Here is a 20,648-nt window from a genome sequence, read left to right on the forward strand (position 1 = left end):
AAATTTACGAAAATTTTGAATTAAAAATCCAAAAAATAATCTGGAGAACGGAAAGCATTGTTTGATTTCCTATTAACAATTTTTTTGGCAATGTTTCAGCAGATTTCTGCACAAAGCGATTATTATTTGGGTTTGTGGAACTGCCAATTCACCAGTCTGGAATACGAAAATGTAAAAGAATTTATCGATACAGTATCTAAGGAAGTGTTTATTAATGGTGGTTTACACAATACGAGGTGTACAAAAGTGGTACACGATTAAGATGCTGCAACATCTTTTTTTTTTACTTTTCCGCACGAATCTCGTCACGTTAAATGCTTGTAATCCAGTAATTTAAAATAAATAACGATAAATTTAAAAATACATTTGTACTACTTCCGTACACCTCCAACCTTATAAATTACTGTAAATTAAACAATTAACATTTCCCGAATGCGACAGTTATAATTGATACATTTCAGCTGTACATCTCAATTTCATATAATTTTAGGGCTAAACAAGACATACTTCTAAATAAGTCAGCTCAAATTTCATCTATTTCTAGTTGGTAAAAATAAGGACATAACTTAGCAAAATTTAATATTTATTTAGAGGTGTTTATGTTGGTAAATGTAAAATTTTGCTTTTTAATCTCATCACTAAATCTGATACATCTGTTATGATCATCAATTATTTGCGATATATTTTTTTTCAAAAATAAACAAGAGCATGGTGATACTGTTCTCATTTTAAAATTTTACATTTTATTTTAATTGATTTTCAATAAATTGACATCAAAAATTATAATCATCACTAATTTTGGAACATTACCTACAGTAGCTGTAATTACAGTGAATACATTAATTTCGCCATTTATTCATAATGATTTAAAGTAAATTAGTAACTCCACATCTGAACCATTACCCGCAATTGAAATTCAATGGACAGAGGATTATTGATAAGCAGCAAAAGAAGTAAAAATCGCTCAGAGCTGATTTTAAATTAAATATGAACTTGCTGGTACAGAACCCGAACTTTTTATTGGAAGATTTGAAGAAGTTAGTGTTGGTAATCACAAATAACATAGATAAGTCACTGACAATCACAAGCCAACGGCAAACAAATAGAAAAAGGCTTTGAATGAAACTTCAGTAGAGGGGAGTTGCAAGTGTCAAACCTTTTTGAAGATGTAACTGCAATATTGGCCATGGAAAACTTATTGGTCATTTCGCTAAGCTATTTATTGAAGTTACTCAAAACGTTGACAGGATGAACAACACAGCAACACATACACTATAAATTGATTGATAAAGCAAAGAAAAATTATCCCCGACAGACAAGACAATTAGTGAAATCATCTACGAGTTGAGCTTTGAGCATTTGCAGTCATTCAGCAAACTTTTTCAAGACGAAGACAAACGTTTCGTCTTTGGAGTTTAGACAGTCGTTTAACTAATGAAGTCGTATTTTTCGTTAAGTTTGTAATATTTTTATATGTAAAATATGCCAAATTCCAATATAAAATACCGTCTTATCAAACCCGAAGAAACGCTTGCGGATTTTGTCTATTGTTTTTCAGCTTTACAGGACGTGTCGCATATAGAGGAAGGCATTATTATTCCGAATGGAAAAGTTGATTTGATTTTTACCGTTACAGATAACGGTCAATTGCGTACTGCATTATTAGGATTAGAAACCAAGCCTAAAATAACAAATGTAAAAGTCTCAGCTTTTTTAGCAGTGAATTTCAATCCGCTTGCTGTAGAGTATGTTTTGCAGGATTCCATTGCCGATATAAGGAACAGCGGAAAAGGACTCCCCAACCATTTTTGGGATTTTACGGTGAATGATTTACACGATTTTGATGCCTTCTGCGAAAAAGCCACGCACAAAATCCTATCTGTGTTACCTGATAAAATTGATGAACGCAAACGCCAATTATTCAAACTGATTTTTGCTGCCAACGGAGAAATTTCGGTAAAAGAACTTTCCGAAAAGGTGCATTGGAGCGAGCGGCAAATTAACCGTTATTTCAATCAACAATTCGGACTTTCTTTAAAAGCGTATTGCAATATTCTCCGTTTTCAGGCTTCGCTTACCCATATTAAGAAAGGCGAATTATATCCACAACTCAATTTTACCGACCAATCCCATTTCATCAAAGAAATTAAAAAACTTTCGGGCGTTTCGCCCAAAGAACTTCACAAAAATGAAAACGACCGTTTTTTACAATTTTTAGTTCCGGCAGCAAAATAATTTTGCAGCATTAATTTTAATCACAAAAATTATGTTGTTACAAGATAAAAAAGTCGCTGTTATTGGTGCAGGTCCTGTTGGATTAACCTTTGCAAGATTGCTGCAACAGGAAGGAGTAAACGTAAGTGTTTATGAACGCGACATAAATCAATACGCCCGGATAAAAGGCGGTACGCTTGACTTGCTTAAAGATATGGGACAGGCTGTTTTTGAAAAAGCGGGAATATTAGCTGCTTATTTTGATAACGCAAGGCCAACAGCACGAAGAATTGCAGACATCCACGGGAACGTAGTTCAAACGCTTCCTATATCTGACAATCCGGAAATTGACAGAAACGATTTGAGAAGGATACTGCTTGAAAGCCTGCATCCTCAAACGGTCATTTGGGACAGAAAGTTTATCTCCATTGAAAAAAAAGAAGGAACATTCCTGCTGCATTTTGAAAATGACATCACAGAAACCGCAGATTTGGTAGTTGGCGCAAACGGCATTATGAGCAGGTTGAGAAAAGAAATGACCGAAGTGCCTGCAAGATATACAGGAACCATTACTATCACGGGCGAGGTGCTTGACTATGCATCCCAATGCCCCAATTTTAAAAATATATGTGCTGACGATAAAATAATAGCTAAGGATGACCGCATCTTTTTTCTTTCCCAACCCAAAACAAACGGTGAGCTATATTATTATGTTTGCTTTCGCCAACCTGAGAGTTGGTTAAAAAGTCATAACCTCAACCTCAATGATAATCAGCAAATAGCTGCTTTTTTAAGTAGCCTGTGCTATGAATGGGATGGTGCTTACAAAGAACTTTTTGCAGCAACAAGTGAGTTTACTTTATTGCCGATGTATCAGGTTCCCTTGGAAAATTGGCACAACCATAGCCATATCACTTTAATGGGCGATGCGGCGCACGGAATGCCGCCCTATGCAGGCGTAGGCGTAAATACAGGTTTATTGGACGCTTTGCATCTGGCAGAAAATTTGACCAATAGGGAATTTGAAAGTATCCAGGCTGCAATTGATGATTATGAAAGACAGATGTTTGCTTATGCTTCGGAGGCACAACAACAAACCGCATCCAACGAAGCTGCACTTTTTCCAAAAGAGTAGTGCATTTTAATATCCCTTATACAACAAATGAAGTCGAAGAAATATAATCTATGGATTATAGTCGGAATTGTGTTGTTAAACTCCATTGGACTTTCGATTGTAATTCCGTTGTTGCCCTTTTTGATTGGAAACTATTTGCCGCAACAACAAATAGTTGTAGGAATTAGTTTGCTGATGTCGATATACGCCGCCTGTACATTTTTTGCTGCACCTGTGTTTGGTGCGCTGAGCGACAGGTACGGAAGAAAAAAACTCCTGCTGATCAGTTTAGTCGGTTCGGTATTTGGCTATGTATTGTTTGGTATCGGTGGTGCATTATGGATTCTTTTTGTCGGAAGAATTATTGACGGGCTTACCGCAGGTAACATTACTATTTTATTACATAGCCGACTCCACAGAAGCTGATGAAAGAGCAAAATGGTACGGCTATATAGGTGCGGTTATGGGAATAGGAAAAATCGGCGGACCGGCACTCGGCGGTTTATTGGGAAGCATTTCAATAGGGCTCACTTTTTTTATAACAGCCGCTTTGATTTTTCTTTCAGCCGTTGCGGTTTATTTTCTGCTCCCCGAATCTTTACCAAAGGAAAAGCGAACAACACATTTATCGCTTAACAGCTTCAATACCTTTTCGCACTTCAAAGATATTTTTCTGTTAGAGGCTTGAAATTTTTTGTTTTGATAGGTCTGTTGTTTTATGTGGGGATAAATGTTTTTCAGTTCAACTTCACACTTTTTTTAAAAGATATTTATCATGGGACGCCTGTACTTATCGGCAGCATCTTAACTTTTGTGGGTATTTGCGAAATTATTACAAGAGCCATTTTACTGCCGTGGTTATTGAAGCTGTTTTCGGATAAAAATATTGGAACAGCAGGATTAATTATCGTGGGTATCGGCCTAGGTTTAATTCTCACGAGTATTTATGTAAATTCAGCCGTCGTTATTTCCCTTGCGGTAATTGCCATCATTTCAGGCGAAGGTTTATTCGACCCCATTTACAACGGAATACTATCGAAATCAGTCGAGGAAAACGAACAAGGAAAGTTGCAAGGCTTAAATCAAAGCCTGCAATCGGCAAACAATGTGCTGGTTCCGTTGGGCGTGGCTGCCATTTATTTTTACAGTCCTACCATTTTATATGCAACAGTAATGTTCATAGCCTTTGGTGCTGCTGTGATGTTTACCAATTATAATTCTTCGAATCAACAGCGGAAATAAATATAATTTGGACGAGACTATTTGCACAAACTGCGATAGCTTGATCCCTCCAATTGACCACCTTTAATCTATTGATCAGGTAACTCCAAAATTGGCAAAGATGGGTCAATTCAAATGGCTTATCAATTAACCAGCGGACAGCAGATTACGATATCCATCATTCACCTCACAAAAATGTTAAAAATGGCAAGAAAGCTTTGATATATGAACTCTGGAACTATTACAATTTTCTTATATCTTAGAAATGACTTTTCACAAACAAAAGTTGATCTAAAGCAATTACTTATATATTTTGCTTTAAAACAGATGTCTGATAAAACAAATTGGGAATTTGGACAACTTTACAACCCAAGAAGTGGACTAGCTTTTAAATTTGAACTTAAAGAACTTATTTCTAAAATATCTGGTGGAAAATCACAAAGCGAAGCATTTGAAAGTCTTTTAAATGGACTAGTGAGGAAGGTTCAAATAGATAGTAATTTTTAAAAATTTTAATATGGAAATACAAAGAACAATTCATAATGTAAGTCATAATTTCCACATATTATTTGATGTAAAAGATCATCGAAATGTTATTGGAAATATTGAGGTTAATAAAAATGTTGAAAACTTTAGGAGACTAGAAAATAGCTCTGAAATTTTAAAGAGCATTTTACATAAAGCATTGTACGAAAATTTTCAAGCAAGATGATACAGTATCTAAAGAAGTCTTTATTGATGGCTGTTTACATAGATCGAAGTGTACAAAAGTGGTGCACGATCAAGATGTTGCAACATCTTTTTTTCTACATTTCCGCAAGAATCCCGCCATATTAAACACTTACAGATCAGTGTTTTATATTTTTTTACAGATAAATTTAAAAATGCAATTGTACTATTTTACTACACCTCCAACCTTATAAATTACTGTAAATTGAAAAATTAACATTTTCGAATGCAACAGTGATAAATGATACATTTGGCCTGTATACCTCAATTTTCATTTATTTTAGGACAAAATAATTTAAAATGCTAACAAGTATCGTTTAAGCTTTTATTAAAATGTCTTAATTAATCTACCTATTAATTCTCTGTTGGATTTATTGACTCCAAAATCTTTTGATAGTCTTGACCATTTACTAATTGCTGATGTTGTTTGCTCAATAACATTCTCTATGAATTCTATTGATAGTTTAGCCTCCTTTCCTAATTTAACAAGATGTTTTGTTGTTACATTTTTGCCTTCTCCTAAAATCATGGTACTCTGCTCTCCGCCAGGACCTGCCGAAAATGTTAAATCGTAGGCAGGAGAAAGTTTCCAGTTGCCGTTTTCGTCCATTAAAAAGCTAAAGTTCTTTGCGTGGTCATCCCTGTTATGAGCCATTACATTGAAGACCGCCAGTCGATACATTTTTTCGACTTCACGAATATCCTTGGTCAGGGTTGCGGTCAAGTTCAGTAAATCTTCATAATCAAGCGAAGGTAGCCTGAAATTGCTATGCAGCAAACCACTTACAGTGTGCATATGTAATCTTCTATTTCCATCCCTATCGAATCTTTTTACTCCAAAATAACCGTTCCCATTTTGAGAGGAAAATAAATGCACGTCCGGCATTGAGATACCAGCTTCTGCAGCCATCAGCGCATAGACATATTCAATGGCTCCTGAATCGGGACCGTCCTGTGAATTAGAAAACTTAACCAACCAATGTTCAAAATTTTCGTCTAAGTTTTGAGCTCCGTATAAAATATTTTTACGTTCGCTATCTACGCCAATAAGTGCTTTTGGTCTGGCACCTGCCGAAGAACCATTTAAAGCTAACAGCTCAGTAATTACCTCTTCCGAACTTCCTTCCAGGACTTTTTCAGTTTGTACAGCCAGCAAATCCAGGTCGACTTTATCTTGCGGCACTTCAGGACTATTATCCGGCTCATAGACCAATGCTCCCATTCCGTGCATACCTACGTGAGCAAGGCGGTCCAGTGGTGAAACATCTGATGGCATCAATCCAAAGGTTCTGATCATCCTGTCAAATAGCAATCTTCCCCAGCCATCCGGCAAGCTGTCGCTGAATACCCCGGCCAATCCGTCAAATGGATGCAGAGGCAATTCACTAAGGCCTCTTTTCAAGGGCAGTCTGAAAGGAGATATTTCAATTCCTGCGTCGAGAAAATTGTCATCATATTGGAAATAGATGACACCGTTACGTATAGCAAGACGTCCAACATGCTGGACTGCCATGCCAAAATCTAACCCTACTTTTATTTCTGAAACAGGCTTAATCATTTTCTTCGACCTCTTTTTTTAATTATAGTATCATCTTGTTTCAAAACATCGTCTATTGAAGTAAAAGCTGGCTTATCTGGCTTAAGAGCATCAAGCATTTCTTCCAATCCTCCAACCACCATCAAGATCTTTAGAAAAGAGTCCAGCGAAATCAATCCTTTTTGCTCAAACTTCCTAAGGGTGGAAAGTGCTACACCTGAACGTTCAGCCAGACCTTCCTGAGTAAGCTCCATCAGAAGCCTCCGGTCACGAACGTGAGTAGCAATCATCTTTTGTGCCTTAGACATTGATATAAATAACATAACTGTATTATTTAACTATAATTACAAGCAATAATTATCATTATTGTATAACAAATATAAAAAATTGTAAGCTATAAAATCAACTAAAATATATTATCTTTTTATTTTGTTTTCGATCTGCTCATTAGTTTCATTTTGATAATTCATTCCAGACGTCAAAATTTTTATTAAATTCTGTAGTGAATGGTGTTTACTCTGCGCAGCTCGCTTTCGGAAATATACGAGAACTTCGCGGCAAGATCCTACATAATATCTTAAGAAAAACCTATGTTATATTAAATCCTTCTAAATTTACAATGGTAATTTCTCAGTCTTTGTTATCGAATTTTGAAAGGTCATAATCCTTTCCCAAATTTCCAAGAACATTGACTTTAGCATCGGGAATGGTTTAAATGATGGTTTCTACCTACAACAATCAGTTGCCTACTGAAGTTTCCCCGTTCCATCGATTCGTGCATCGATACCGTCCAAATAAGACGACAAAAACAACAAACCTAAACTGCGTCTTCTTTGGTAAAGAGATTGATGAAATCACAAGTCTTTTTTGATATCTGCTTTTCTTATCCCTGTTCCATACCACTTAATCATTATTAATACTTAATTTCAAAATTTCATCTACAATTATTACTTTAAGAAACCGTCACCCCGAAAAGATGTCCAATCAAAGCGGTAATTCCCATGGCAACCGTTCCCCAGAAACAGATTCTTAAAACAGCAATTCCGATTTTTGAACCGCCTGTTTTTGCTGAAATCGCTCCTAAAATCATTAAGAAAATGATAGAAAATCCATACTGAAAATACACCATTTGTTTAATCGGAGCTAAAAGTGAAACCGCAAATGGCAGCAATGCGCCCAAAGCAAACGAACCGAATGATGCAAACGCAGCCTGCAAAGGTTTTGCCTGTGTTATTTCATTGATTCCCAACTCATCATGAGCGTGAGCAGCCAAAGCATCGTGTTCCGTGAGTTCTTTGGCAACTTTTAAAGCGGTTTCTTTACTTACGCCGCGTCTTTCATAGATCTTTGCCAATTCTCTCAACTCCACTTCCGGCATTTCTTCAAGCTCGCGTTTTTCTCTTAAAAGATCAGCTTTTTCGGTATCTTCCTGTGAACTTACCGACACGTATTCTCCTGCTGCCATAGACATCGCTCCGGCGATCATTCCTGCTAAAGCGGCAAGAATAATGGTATTTCTGTCGGGGTTGGCTGCAGCAACACCAATGACGATACTTGTGGTAGACAATAATCCGTCATTTGCACCTAAAACCGCAGCACGAAGCCAACCTACCCTATTCACATAATGTTTTTCCAATTGATGATGCATAAGCTTTATTTTTTTATTAAAAAATGACTTGCCAAACATCTTTAGCAAGTCAAATTTAAAATGATTTTATTTAAATCTCAAATTCAGGGAAATAATATCAGACTTCATTCCCACGGATTTCGTGTAATGTCCGTATCTGATTTCCAGCATATTCAGCCTTTCAACACCAAATAAACCGTTCTTCGGACTGATTCTGATTCCTGCTCCGTAAAAATGACTGTCGAATTTTGAAAGGTCATAATTACTCGTATAAAAGTCATCGAAAGCCGTGTGTTGTTGATAAGGCGCAAAATATTTAGCCGCAGTCTGAGAATAATACCTGTAAAACGGGCTTACCGAAATAAAAGGCGAAATTTTCACAGGTGTTTCCAGGCTGAAAGTATTGGATTTCAAGCCCCAATCGTCGGTATAATAACGATAATACGCTCTCAGAATCACTTTGTCCCCGAGGAAATAATTCGCTCTTACTCCCAAAGGAATTTTAAACCTTTTATCCGGCAAAGCTTCCTGATGAACTGAATTATCATTGAAATAAACCCTGTGGAAAGGCAAACTTAAATATCCCGTCTGCTGAACACCATCCGCCAAAAATTCAACCTGAAAATTCTGATTAATGATCTGCGAATAAGAAAGTGACAGCGCAAAAGTATTTCTTCCGCTGGTTCCGTAGTTTTCGTGTTCTCCCCCGGTGCTTCCGTTTGTTCTGAGTTCAATCGGAGCAATCAGCTTTACCTGATCCAGATAAGCCTGGAATTTCGCCGTAAACTCTCCCATTCTGTTCTTGGTTTTTTGCGAAAACCCGATGTTTGCACCATAAGATGCATAATCAAATTCAAAAGAGGTAGAAACACCCGCCATTAAAGTCGTTCCTTTTTCAGTATTCTCACGGCTCCAGCTTAATGCAGGATAAATTCTGTTGTCTGCGTGGGAAGCGGATGAATTGGCTTTCAGATCGATCATATCCGACGAAGCGGAAGTATAATGATCGATCCCGACACTGAGATCGAATTTGTTTTTCCTGTCTTTCTTGTCGTATTTTACCATAGTTACATCGATGGTATTGGAAATATCGGTCAGTTTTTCCGTCCCGATTCCTCCCGTCACTGCAGAATTGTTTCCGTTTTGTTTATAATAGCTTGAAACTAAATTAGCTTCATCAAAAGTCAGTTTTTTAGGCTGTTCATTATTTGTGTTTTCCTGTGCTTTTGCGTTGAAAATTCCGAAAAGAGCAATAACACTTACGATCAATTTTTTCATTTTTGAATCACAATTAAATTTTACGATTACTCTTTTTTAGTTACATCCGCAACCACCGCCGACTTTTCCGGCATTTGCGCCCGAAGATCCTTCTCTGTAAGATTGAAAGCTGAGTTCAGTCTTTTCAATCGTTCTGTTTCCCAGAACCATTTCGGCGTCGTTCAATTTATTTTTTTCGTACTCTTTTACAGTTGTACACGAGTTCAATAATGGAATTGTCAGTATTGAAAGTACAGCAATTGTTCTGTAATTTAAAGCGTTGAATCTTCGCAGCCCGGCTTGAACGGAGCTCTTTTTGTGAGGAACGAACAAAAAAGCGGGAGTGGAAGACGGATAAAGCTGCTCAAACAAATATTCGACAAGCTTTTGACTGTTTTTTATAAGGTTTTTCATTTTAAATTAATGTTTTGAGATGAATAAATTTTGTCATGGTCATCAATAATGATGCATTCCAGATGATTGATCTGGTTGATCATATTGAGCGCCGCATCGATTCCCATAATGCTTACGGGAGTCGCCATTGCATCGGCAATTTCTGCGTTGGGACAAAAAATAGTAACACTTTTCACGCCCGAAACAGGCATTCCTGTTTTTGGATTAATGGTATGAGAATATTTTTTACCGTTGATCACGACGAATTTTTCATAATTCCCGGAAGTTGCAACCGCCATATTGGTGATATTCATGTAGGAAAATGGCTGTTTGGCATTATCGGGATCGGCAATTCCGACAGTCCAGGGTTTTCCGTCTGCCTGATTTCCCCAAGTTGTTAAATCGCCCGAAGCATTCACAATTCCGGAAGTCACACCTCTGTTCTGAAGCATTTGTTTTGCCATTTCTGCAGCGCAACCTTTCCCGATTCCTCCGAAACCGATCCGCATTCCTTTTTCTTTGAGGAAAACGGTTTGATTTTCGCGATCAAGAATAATATTCTGATAATTAACGAGTTTCAGATGTTCTTTAATCAGTTCAGGATTGGGGAGTTCTTTCATTTCGCGATCGAAATTCCAGAAACTTTTATCGATTCCTCCATAGGAAATGTCGAAATATCCGTCAGTTATTCTGCTGATCCTCAAACTTCTTTCAATCAGGTCAAAAATCTCCCAATCTACTTTTACAGGTTTGATTCCGGCATTTCTATTGATGAGATTCGTCTGGCTTTCTTCACTGAATGTTGTCAGAAGTTTTTCGATCCTCCTGATTTCGTTAATCGCTGCATCAATATGCTGATTTGCAGAATTTTCATCATTGCTTACAACGGTAATTTCAAAAGCGTTCCCCATTAATTTCTGAGGTCTTTTGAATTCTCTTAACATACCTTTTATTTTTGATTTTCTTTGATACTTCTTATCTCTTTGCTGAAAGCTAATGCATTTTCAGATGGAAGACCTTCCCAGCTTTTCAGGATTTTGCCTTCCGAATTCAGTAGCAATGTGTAAGGAAATAATCCTTTTTTATTGTACTGATCAGCAAGTGAAGCGTTTTCTTTTTTCAGTTCCTGGGAAAGCTGATTTTTTTTATTTCTCGGAAAATCTGCATTGATGTAAACGACGACATTTTCTGTTTCCAGCTTTTTAAATTCATCGGTTTCGATGATATTTTTATGAAGTTTGATGCATGGAATACACCAGTCGGAACCGGAGAAATTCAAAAGGATAAGCTCTTTATTTTGCGAAGCTTGTTTTTTGGCATTTTCCAAACGGCTTTGCGCATGGATGCCAACAGCGAATACAACCATGAATATGGCTGAAAATAGTGTTTTCATTATTTAATTTTTATAATGATTTTAGAGAATAATGATGTTGTTTGATTGCAGATCAATCAAATTAAATAGATTATATGGACAAAGATTTCGGTGGTTCCCAGACGGATCCTGTAAATCCTTTGTAACAAAAATCTTCATCTTTTGAAGGAATTTTATGAGATTGTAATGGCCTGAAACTTTCAGCCTTTGCTTCAAAATAAAAGCCTGGGTGAATCGTGAATATCAAAGTTAATGGGGCAGAATGAATTACAAACGGCAGTTTCTGATCTTTACCATAATCTCCGTCTTTAACGGGATTTTCATAATGGGTTTTCAGAAACGCTGTAAGAGACATTTCCGGATTCAACTTTTTGTGTTCCCAATAATGTTCTATCAAAGTCGGAATTTTCAACAGCTGATATACTTCAATTGTTGAAATTAAATACAGTGACAATAACAGTATGGAAATCAATTTTTTCACAAATCAAAATTATAAAATATTTTATTAAGAATGATTATTTTTTATTTCCTTTCCAAAAGCCTTTTTAGAAGCTTATAGATCTCAAACCACAGCACAGAAACTGCAGCAGTAAGGAATGTTAATCCTAATTCTTTTACTGTAAGAGGCGCTACACTAAAGAATCCTGATACCGGCTTTACATATAGAATAACAAACAATAATACAAGAACCAACGCGGAAATTCCTGCTAATAAATAATTACGATTTTTAAAACTTTCAAAAATGCTGTAATAGAAAGATCGATTTACTAAACTCAGTAAAATATTCGCAAATATTAAAGTGCTGAACACCAAAGCTCTTGTTGTAGGCTCATCATTCCCCAGGTGAACAGAATATTGATACATCCATAGTATTCCTGCTGTGATAACCAATCCCTGAATAATACTTACCATAAGCTCTCCCCAGTTCAGAAATGTATCTGTAAGCACTCTTGGAGGTCTTTGCATTGCATCTCTTTCAATAGGCTCATTTTCATACACAATAGAACAGGTAGGTCCCATTACCAGTTCAAGAAAAATAACGTGAACCGGGGTAAATATGTGAGGGAATACCCATCCCAGAAATAAAGGTAAAGAAACTGTAAGGATAATGGGAATATGAATAGAAATGATGTACTGAACAGCTTTTTTGATATTGGCATAAATTCTCCTTCCCGCAGCAATTCCGACTACCAGCTTTTCAAGATCATCATTCGTAATGACGAGTGCTGCTGCTGATTTGGCAATTTCGGTTCCTTTATTTCCCATTGCGACTCCTATATGGGCCGCTTTTAATGCAGGTCCGTCATTCACTCCATCTCCCAACATGGCCACTACGTTACCCTGTGCTTTCAGCGCATTCACCACTTCAAGCTTTGCTTCAGGAAACATTCTTGTAAACAGAGTCGTTTTTTCAGAAAGCTTCATTAAATCATCTTCTGAACTTGCGGTGACCTCACTCCCATTAACGGCCGGAGCGTTATTGATAATCCCGGCCTGCAATGCAATAGCCTTTGTGGTATCCGCATTATCCCCCGTAATTACCTTTACCTTAATCCCCGCATTATAAATATGCTGAAGCACTTCTTTTATTTCTTTTTTAGGAGGGTCATAAAATGCGGTCAATCCTAAAAATTCAAAATTAAAATCCTGCTGGTTTTCAGGGAAATTATTTCCTTCGAAATGAGATTTGGCAACCCCAAGAACCCGATATCCCTTTTCACCAAATTCTTTTACGATATTTCTGATTTTATTTTTTTCATCTTCTGAAAGTTCAGAAACAGTAAGGATTGCTTCAGGCGCACCTTTTGCCGCAATAATTCTCTCTTTTTGTTCATTTTCAAAAAGATGGGTCATCATAGGAGGTTTTCCTTCCAACGGATATTCATGAAATAACTGATAATTTTTTCTGTCGTCAGAATCCTGAGTCTGCTCATACACCTTATGTAAGGTTATTTCCATCGGATCAAACGGAACTGGCTCACTGCTCCACATCGCGTAATCAATAAGTTCATCCAACTCTTTTGTCTTGAAATTCTCCTGTTCATAAATCGTATCAGACTTATAATCATAAAGATGCTTTAGCTGCATTGAGTTTTCGGTAATTGTTCCTGTTTTATCTGCACATATCACTGTAACACTTCCCAACGTTTCGACAATACTGCTTCGCTTGATAATAATTCCTTCCCGCATCAGCTTCCAGGCTCCCAAAGCCATAAAGGTGGTAAAAGCTACAGGAATTTCCTCAGGAAGTACAGACATCGCCAAAGTCAAACCGCTTAATAAGCTGGTCACAAAGTCTTCTGTTTTAATATAGCTGAAAATACATACCGCCAAAAAAATTATCAACCCAATAATCGCCATGCCTTTTACAAAATTCCGGATTTGAAGCTGTAAAGGAGATATTTCTTCTTTTATTCCCAGTATAGACTGCCCTATTTTTCCTACTTTGGTTTCTTTTCCTATTTGTTCTACCTCAAAAACTGCAAGTCCGGAAACAGTAATTGTTCCGCTGTATACTTTATTATCTTCTGATTTGCTGTCTTTAAAAACAGAGAAGCTTTCCCCTGTAAGTGAAGACTGATTAACGGAAAAATCATTGCTATGTACAATTGTACCATCTGCATTGATCAGATTTCCTTCTTCGGTAATACAGAGATCTCCCACTGCAATTTCAAAGGTGGGTATTTTAATAATCTTTGAATTTCTTATGACCGTGCTTAAAGGCTCGTTCAATTTTTCAAGTTCTTCCAGGGCCTTTTTACTTCGGTTATCCTGGTAGAAAGAGATAGCCGTAACTCCTATTATCGCGACCAACATAAATAATGCCTCACCATAGTCACCTATGATTACATAGATAAGGGAAACACATATCAATAAAATAAGCATGGGTTCTTTCAGAATATCAATAAGCATATCTGCCCATGTTTCTTTTTTAACTGCTTCAAGCCGGTTATATCCGTATTTTTTTCGGGAAGCTTCCACTTCCGCTTCTGTAAGACCTTTGAGATTTTCAGGGATATTATAATTCATGTGAAATGGATGTAGTATTAAAATTACTGAATGTTTTTGTCATAGCAGAATAATATTGATGATTTTAATCCTTAATTGATCTTCTTTTTAACCTGAACCACCCATTTTTCTATTTCCGATTTATCCCTAGAAGATAATTTTGCATCATGATGGATTATTGTATACGAGCTAAGAGGCATTTCTCCGCTTTTAACGGTTTCGGCAACTTCATCTAATTTCTTCAATTTCTTTTCTTTAGTATAGGTATTAAATTCATCAAAATTCAAATGCCTCTTCCCTGAATTGACATGATCTGCCAACCACCATTTTACCGGCTGTATATTACTATACCAAGGATAAGCTGTATGATTAGAATGACAATCGTAACAGCTTGTTTTTAATAAGCCCTGTACATGGGATGACACCTGATAATGTTTTTCAATTGCATTTTCAGAAGGAGTGGCTGATATATTTTTATCAGTATCAAAAAATTGGATAACGATGAGAAACAGAACTATAAAGCCTGCTCCTATTTTTATTAAAGATGATGTTTTCATAATTTGTATTTATCTATAAGTTCTTTTATTATTCATCTGCAGTGTTCTTAAGTTTCATAAGAAGGGTATAAGCATTCTTGGTGACAATTTTCTTATTTTTAAAATCATCGGTATTAAGTATCTGTATGAACCCGTTCTCTGTTTCACCCAATGTTACAGGAGTCAAGCGGTAGGTACGTGTTTTCTCTTCCACAAAAACAAAGTCTTTCCCTTCAAAATTGATAATGCTTTCTTCAGGAACTGCATTGGAAAAAGAGGTACTTGTTTCTATTTCTGCATTCATATACATTCCAGGAACAAGGCTCTGGTCATATTTTTCAAAATGACAGTGTACTTCAGCCATACCTCCCGGGTTAACATCCTTACTGATCAGAATGATCTCTCCATAATATTTTTTATCAGGAGCCGCATTCGTGTAGGCCGTAAACCGTTGTCCCATTTTGAGGTTTCCAAGATCTTTTTCGTATACTTTAAGGTTAAGATGTATATCATCCGGATTGATGAGTTCAAAAAGGACATCCGAAGGATTTACATATTTTCCGATATTCACATTTACCTTACTCACAAACCCATTGATACTGCTGTAAACCGGAACGCTTTTTTTAATATTCCCGGAATTCAGCGATGCTGGGTTAATATTGATAAGGCGGAGCTGCTGGGCCAGAGAGTTCATCAGGATTTTCTGGCTGTTCATTTCAGACTGGGCCTGCTGCATGACTTTATCACTGGTAGCCTGACTTTGATTAAGGGTTTTCTGACGGTTATAGTCCAGTTCTGCAAAATGCATTTTGGACCTTGCCATTAAATAATCCTGCTGAAGCTGTATAAACTGCGGGTTTTCAATAACGGCAATCACCTGCCCTTTTGAAACCGGCTTGCCCGGCAACAGGCTGCTGGATTTGAGATATCCGCCCAGTGGAATACTTACCGAAACCAGGTTTTGCGGAGGAACATCAATCATTCCATTAAGCTTTAAAAGCGAAGATATCTTCTGTAAAGAAAGGGTTGTAGTAGCTATAGGAGCATTTTTTAATTGGGCTTCAGTAAGCGTTACTACGTTTTCATCTTTGGAAGAGACCACTGCTGGTATCGGCTCCGTTTTTCCATGGTCTTTACACTCATAAAACATGAGCAATCCTATTATTGGCAGAGAATATGATATGATTTTAAATTTACGTTTCATTATTATGGGTTTAAAGTAAGATATTCCAATTCTATAGCACTCTGATTCAGTTTCCAGACTGCATCGGTATAACTGTTTTTTAAGGTGACTGCCTGATTGACCAATATTACAAATTCGAGGTAATTGATCTCTCCGGCAAGAAACTGTTTTTTAGCTGTTTCAGTGATAACATCGGCGTTTTTAAGTTCTGCGCTTTCATAGCGGGAAATAATGTCAAGATTAGTCTGATAAATCCCGGATGCTTTTTTACGCTGATTCTGCAGGTTGAATTCCATATTGGCAATATCATTTTCAGCAACTGATTCTGCAATTTTAGCAGCCTGAATTCTGGCTCTCTGTCCGCCTGAAAAAACAGGAACCGAAACACCCAGCTGTACGGAATGAAATTGTGGTGCAGAGCCGTACACTTTGTCATCAGCCCCCGTTCCTTTAAAACTGTTAAGATTGTAAGCAAGCTGCAATCCCGGAAGCAGCTTAGCTTTTTCAAGGGCTGTCTGCTGTTCGGAAACTTTTTTCTGCTGCTGCAATACCTGGATCACAGGATGTGAACTCAGCTCTTCTTTAAGTCCTCTGCTAAATAACTTCTTATCTTCAGGAACAAAATCTGTTTCAGTATTCAAAAGCCATTGCAGCTGATATTTCAAAACTGAAAGCTCCTGATTCAGCTGCTTCAGCTGTATTTCAATAGCAGATTTCTGGTTGGAAGCAGTTGTTTTTTCCAAAATATTACTTTCTCCTGCTTTCAGACGAATGCTTGCTTTATCCAGAAAGTCGGTATACAGCTTTAATGTTTCCTGCAGAAGCTTTTCTTTTTCTTTCCAGTAGAGAATATTATAAAAAGTAAGGCTTACGGCTTTCTTTAGCTCATATTCTTTAAGGGAAACATTCAGCAGAGACTTTTTCCATTCTTCCGTATAAAGATTCTTCTGTTTTTTATATACAGTAGGAAATGCTATATTCTGAGAAATACCGAATTTCATATCTGTCAGGGCACTGTTGATTTGCCCATAATCCATCGTAACTCCTGTCTGAGGAATATCTGATGCTGATCTGACAAGTGCCTTTGAATACTCGGATTTTAATTTTTCATTTTTAATAATCCTATTATTTTTCAAAGCGACATCAACAGCTTCCTCCAAAGTAACAGGGGTTTGGGATTTTACTTCAAGACCAATAAAACAGAATAAAAATACCAATACGGAAGCTATATTTCTGTTTTTCATTTTTTTCATTTTGATTCCTTTTTCAATATTTACATAAAGCAATGGTAAAACAAACAGAGTAAGGAAGGTTGCCACTATTAATCCTCCGATAACAACTGTAGCCAGTGGCCGCTGTACTTCGGCTCCGGCCCCGTTACTCAATGCCATCGGGATAAAGCCCAGCGAGGCAACAAAGGCGGTCATAAGGACCGGGCGGAGACGTGATTCTCCTCCGTCAATAACAATTCTTACAATATTTCTCATTCCGCTTTTGTAAAGACGGTTAAACTCAGATATTAAAACAATTCCGTTCAGCACAGCTACTCCAAAAAGTGCAATAAACCCTACTCCGGCACTGATACTGAAAGGCATTCCTCTCAGAGCCAGAAAAAATACTCCTCCGATGATGGAAAGAGGAATTGCAGTATAAATAAGTAAGCTTTCTTTTACAGATTTAAATGCAAAAAACAACATTACAAAAATAAGGGCAAGTGCAATAGGAACCGCAATCATGAGGCGCTGTTTGGCATTGTTGAGGTTCTCAAAAGACCCTCCATAGGTCATATAGTAACCCGTAGGGAGCTTTATTTTCTGATCTACTTTTCCCTGCAGCTCTTCAACAATGCTTTGTACATCCCTGTCCTTTATATTAAAACCTACGACAATTCTTCTTTGGGCATTTTCTCTCTGAATCTGGTTGGGACCATTCTTCACTTCCACTTTGGCAAGCTGAGACAGCGGAATCTGATTTCCAAAAGGTGTGGGAACCAAAAGATTCTTAATATCGGTAACATTTTTCCGGTCTTTGGTATCGAGGCGTACTACCATATCGAAGCGTTTTTCACCTTCAAAAACCAGCCCTGTACTTTGTCCGGCAAATGCCGTATTGACAATTCTGTTAATATCTGCAACAGATAGGTGGTACTGGGCAATTAAAGGGCGGTTGTATTCTATAATTACCTGAGGCATCCCGGAAATAGGTTCGATGTAAAGATTCTGTGTTCCTTCAACAGTTTCTATAATTTTACCAAGTTTCTGAGCATTCTGGGAAAGAACATCCAGATCATCACCAAAAATTTTCACTACTACATCCTGTCTTGCTCCGGTCATCAATTCATTAAAACGCATCTGCACAGGATATTGAAAGCTGGCTGTAATTCCGGGTACTTCCTGAAGCTGTTTCCCCATTTTATCCGCTAATTCGGGAAAAGTAGAGGCAGAGGTCCATTCTTTTTTATCTTTCAGGATAACCATCATATCAGAAGCATCCATCGGCATTGGGTCTGTAGGTACTTCCCCGCTCCCGATCTTTGTAACGACCTTCCGCACCTCGGGAAATCTTGATTTGAGAATATGTGCTGCTTTTTGGGTACTTTCAATTGTTGTGGTCAAATTACTTCCCGGAAGCACTCTTGTGTCTACGGCAAAATCTCCTTCTTCAAGGGAAGGAATAAATTCGCCCCCCATTTTGGATAAAATGAAAACGGCTGTTATAAATAAGACTGCCACTACCCCAAAAACTATTTTGGGTACTCTGAGAAGTTTGAGCAAAACTTCAAGATAGATCTTCTCTACCTTTTTCATCATGCTGTCTGATAAAGTAGGTTTATTACTTCTTTTTCTCAGCAATACCGCACTCATCATCGGAATATAGGTCAGTGAAAGTAAAAATGCTCCTAGCAGCGCAAAAGCTACGGTCTGTGCCATGGGTTTGAACATTTTCCCTTCAATTCCCTGCAGGGTAAGAATTGGCAGATAAACAATCAGAATAATAATCTGTCCAAAAACAGCACTGTTCATCATCTTTCCGGCAGAATCAATAACTACAGCATCCATTTCTGATTTGCCTACAGAAAACATTCTTTTGAATTTTGAATTATGGGTCAACTGATGCAGAACAGATTCCACAATAATAACTGCCCCATCAATAATAAGCCCGAAATCCAAAGCCCCAAGGCTCATAAGGTTCCCGCTGACTCCAAAAAGGTTCATCATACAAATTGCAAATAACATAGCAAGAGGAATCACTGAAGCCACCAATAAACCGGCTCTTATATTCCCAAGGAATAATACAAGAACAAAAACCACAATCAATGCTCCTTCTGTAAGATTTTTTTCAACAGTACCAATAGCATTATTCACCATTTTGGTTCGATCCAGGAAAGGCTCTATCACGACTCCTTTTGGAAGCGTCTTCTGAACCTGAGCGATTTTCTCTTTTACATTTTTAATCACCTGGTTACTGTTTTCACCCTTAAGCATCATAACGACCGCTCCTGAGACTTCTCCTTCATCATTAAAGGTCATGGCTCCGTATCGGGTCGCAAAACCCGGCTTTACTTCTGCAATATCTCTTATAAACAGCGGGACATCGTTTGTTTTTGTAGCAATAGAAATATTTTTAATTTCTTCAATGTTTCCGACCAAACCTTCACTTCTAATGTATAAAACCGTAGGCCCCTTTTCAATATAAGCACCTCCTGTATTTTGATTATTAGCTTGTAGCGCATCGAAAACATCATTAATGGTAATTCCATAAGCATTCAACCTATCCGGATTGACTGCAATCTCATATTGTTTTAGCTTTCCTCCAAAGCTACTGACTTCTGCAACCCCTTTTACACCTAACAGCTGCCTCCTTACAATCCAATCCTGAATTGTACGAAGCTCCGTGATATTGTATTTTTTTTCATATCCTTTTTCAGGTCTTATTACATACTGAAAGATTTCACCTAGTCCCGTAGAAATAGGTCCTAGTTGGGGATTTCCTATTCCCTGCGGGATAACAGCCTGTACCTGCTGGAGCCTTTCAGCAACCTGCTGTCTGGCCCAGTAGATGTCAACATCATCTTCAAAGACAATGGTAACCAGCGATAGTCCAAATCTGGAAAAGCTTCTGATTTCCTTTAATCCTGAAATATTATTGTTGGCCTGTTCTATAGGAAAGGTAACAAGCCGTTCTATATCTGTTGCACCAAAAGAAGGTGCCATCGTAATGACTTGTACCTGATTATTGGTAATGTCGGGTACCGCATCTATCGGTAATTTAGTGACCTGATAGGAACCAATTCCCATAAGCCCTAATACCAACAATGCAATAATGAGTTTATTCTTTACAGAAAACTCAATGATTTTTGTAAGCATAAATGATTGATTATTAATCTTAATTATTGAGATAAGTTATAGGTATTCTGAAGCACACTATGAATACATCTGCATCTTTTGCAGATACT

The 20,648-nt window shown here is 37.4% G+C and carries 19 protein-coding genes; 7 read left to right on the top strand and 12 right to left on the bottom strand.

From position 1 onward, the window contains the following. The first annotated feature begins 90 nt into the window (after positions 1 to 90). From AC5P2S_RS09885 to AC5P2S_RS09915, 7 genes are all read left to right on the top strand, one after another. Complete coding sequence (locus AC5P2S_RS09885; protein ID WP_002978607.1) at positions 91 to 261, top strand: hypothetical protein; 171 nt, start codon at positions 91 to 93, stop codon at positions 259 to 261. Positions 262 to 1,482: 1,221 nt separating this feature from the next. Then, positions 1,483 to 2,235, top strand: a complete 753-nt coding sequence (locus AC5P2S_RS09890; RefSeq protein WP_494554780.1) for a helix-turn-helix domain-containing protein — start codon at positions 1,483 to 1,485, stop codon at positions 2,233 to 2,235. Between the two features lie 31 nt (positions 2,236 to 2,266). Next, a complete protein-coding gene (locus AC5P2S_RS09895) occupies positions 2,267 to 3,349 on the top strand; it encodes an FAD-dependent oxidoreductase (protein ID WP_494554781.1) in 1,083 nt (360 codons plus the stop codon). A 27-nt stretch (positions 3,350 to 3,376) separates the two neighbouring features. Beyond that, the gene (locus tag AC5P2S_RS09900; protein ID WP_002978603.1) at positions 3,377 to 3,754 is read left to right on the top strand and encodes an MFS transporter; all 378 of its coding nucleotides are present in this window, start codon (positions 3,377 to 3,379) and stop codon (positions 3,752 to 3,754) included. Further along, a complete protein-coding gene (locus tag AC5P2S_RS09905; RefSeq protein WP_237730167.1) occupies positions 3,639 to 4,016 on the top strand; it encodes an MFS transporter in 378 nt (125 codons plus the stop codon). The genes AC5P2S_RS09900 and AC5P2S_RS09905 overlap by 116 nt, the downstream gene beginning before the upstream one ends. Before the next feature lie 11 nt (positions 4,017 to 4,027). Beyond that, on the top strand, positions 4,028 to 4,570 hold the full coding sequence (locus AC5P2S_RS09910) for an MFS transporter (RefSeq protein ID WP_198418454.1): 543 nt from the start codon (positions 4,028 to 4,030) through the stop codon (positions 4,568 to 4,570). Between the two features lie 204 nt (positions 4,571 to 4,774). Beyond that, positions 4,775 to 5,056 carry a hypothetical protein gene (locus AC5P2S_RS09915; RefSeq protein ID WP_002978600.1) on the top strand — a complete coding sequence of 94 codons (282 nt, stop codon included), beginning with the start codon at positions 4,775 to 4,777 and terminating at the stop codon, positions 5,054 to 5,056. Between the two features lie 550 nt (positions 5,057 to 5,606). Here AC5P2S_RS09915 and AC5P2S_RS09920 read toward each other — a convergent pair. The 12 genes from AC5P2S_RS09920 to AC5P2S_RS09975 all read right to left on the bottom strand — a co-directional run bounded on the left by AC5P2S_RS09920 (position 5,607) and on the right by AC5P2S_RS09975 (position 20,559). Further along, entirely contained in the window at positions 5,607 to 6,791 is a 1,185-nt protein-coding gene (locus AC5P2S_RS09920) for a type II toxin-antitoxin system HipA family toxin (protein ID WP_228457428.1), read from the bottom strand. A 41-nt stretch (positions 6,792 to 6,832) separates the two neighbouring features. Beyond that, positions 6,833 to 7,123, bottom strand: coding sequence for a helix-turn-helix domain-containing protein (locus AC5P2S_RS09925; RefSeq protein WP_002978597.1), 291 nt, complete (start codon positions 7,121 to 7,123; stop codon positions 6,833 to 6,835). Between the two features lie 644 nt (positions 7,124 to 7,767). Next, positions 7,768 to 8,463: a VIT1/CCC1 transporter family protein gene (locus tag AC5P2S_RS09930; RefSeq protein ID WP_494554782.1), complete on the bottom strand. Its 696-nt coding sequence runs from the start codon at positions 8,461 to 8,463 to the stop codon at positions 7,768 to 7,770. A 66-nt stretch (positions 8,464 to 8,529) separates the two neighbouring features. Further along, positions 8,530 to 9,720 carry a DUF3570 domain-containing protein gene (locus AC5P2S_RS09935; protein ID WP_283415424.1) on the bottom strand — a complete coding sequence of 397 codons (1,191 nt, stop codon included), beginning with the start codon at positions 9,718 to 9,720 and terminating at the stop codon, positions 8,530 to 8,532. Between the two features lie 36 nt (positions 9,721 to 9,756). Further along, positions 9,757 to 10,113: a DUF4266 domain-containing protein gene (locus AC5P2S_RS09940; protein ID WP_455580208.1), complete on the bottom strand. Its 357-nt coding sequence runs from the start codon at positions 10,111 to 10,113 to the stop codon at positions 9,757 to 9,759. Then, positions 10,110 to 11,036 carry an FAD:protein FMN transferase gene (locus AC5P2S_RS09945; RefSeq protein WP_123899431.1) on the bottom strand — a complete coding sequence of 309 codons (927 nt, stop codon included), beginning with the start codon at positions 11,034 to 11,036 and terminating at the stop codon, positions 10,110 to 10,112. The genes AC5P2S_RS09940 and AC5P2S_RS09945 overlap by 4 nt, the downstream gene beginning before the upstream one ends. A 5-nt stretch (positions 11,037 to 11,041) precedes the next feature. Next, positions 11,042 to 11,485, bottom strand: coding sequence for a thioredoxin family protein (locus tag AC5P2S_RS09950; RefSeq protein WP_138402062.1), 444 nt, complete (start codon positions 11,483 to 11,485; stop codon positions 11,042 to 11,044). 70 nt (positions 11,486 to 11,555) lie between these two features. Next, positions 11,556 to 11,945, bottom strand: a complete 390-nt coding sequence (locus tag AC5P2S_RS09955) for a hypothetical protein (protein WP_123899429.1) — start codon at positions 11,943 to 11,945, stop codon at positions 11,556 to 11,558. Positions 11,946 to 11,986: 41 nt separating this feature from the next. After that, on the bottom strand, positions 11,987 to 14,494 hold the full coding sequence (locus tag AC5P2S_RS09960) for a cation-translocating P-type ATPase (protein ID WP_138402063.1): 2,508 nt from the start codon (positions 14,492 to 14,494) through the stop codon (positions 11,987 to 11,989). A 71-nt stretch (positions 14,495 to 14,565) separates the two neighbouring features. Then, on the bottom strand, positions 14,566 to 15,030 hold the full coding sequence (locus tag AC5P2S_RS09965) for a heme-binding domain-containing protein (protein ID WP_138402064.1): 465 nt from the start codon (positions 15,028 to 15,030) through the stop codon (positions 14,566 to 14,568). Positions 15,031 to 15,058: 28 nt separating this feature from the next. Next, the gene (locus AC5P2S_RS09970) at positions 15,059 to 16,213 is read right to left on the bottom strand and encodes an efflux RND transporter periplasmic adaptor subunit (protein ID WP_138402065.1); all 1,155 of its coding nucleotides are present in this window, start codon (positions 16,211 to 16,213) and stop codon (positions 15,059 to 15,061) included. A 2-nt stretch (positions 16,214 to 16,215) separates the two neighbouring features. Next, positions 16,216 to 20,559 carry a CusA/CzcA family heavy metal efflux RND transporter gene (locus tag AC5P2S_RS09975; protein ID WP_138402066.1) on the bottom strand — a complete coding sequence of 1,448 codons (4,344 nt, stop codon included), beginning with the start codon at positions 20,557 to 20,559 and terminating at the stop codon, positions 16,216 to 16,218. Positions 20,560 to 20,648 lie beyond the last annotated feature (89 nt).

It is taken from the genome of Epilithonimonas sp. 33E (genome assembly GCF_059372615.1).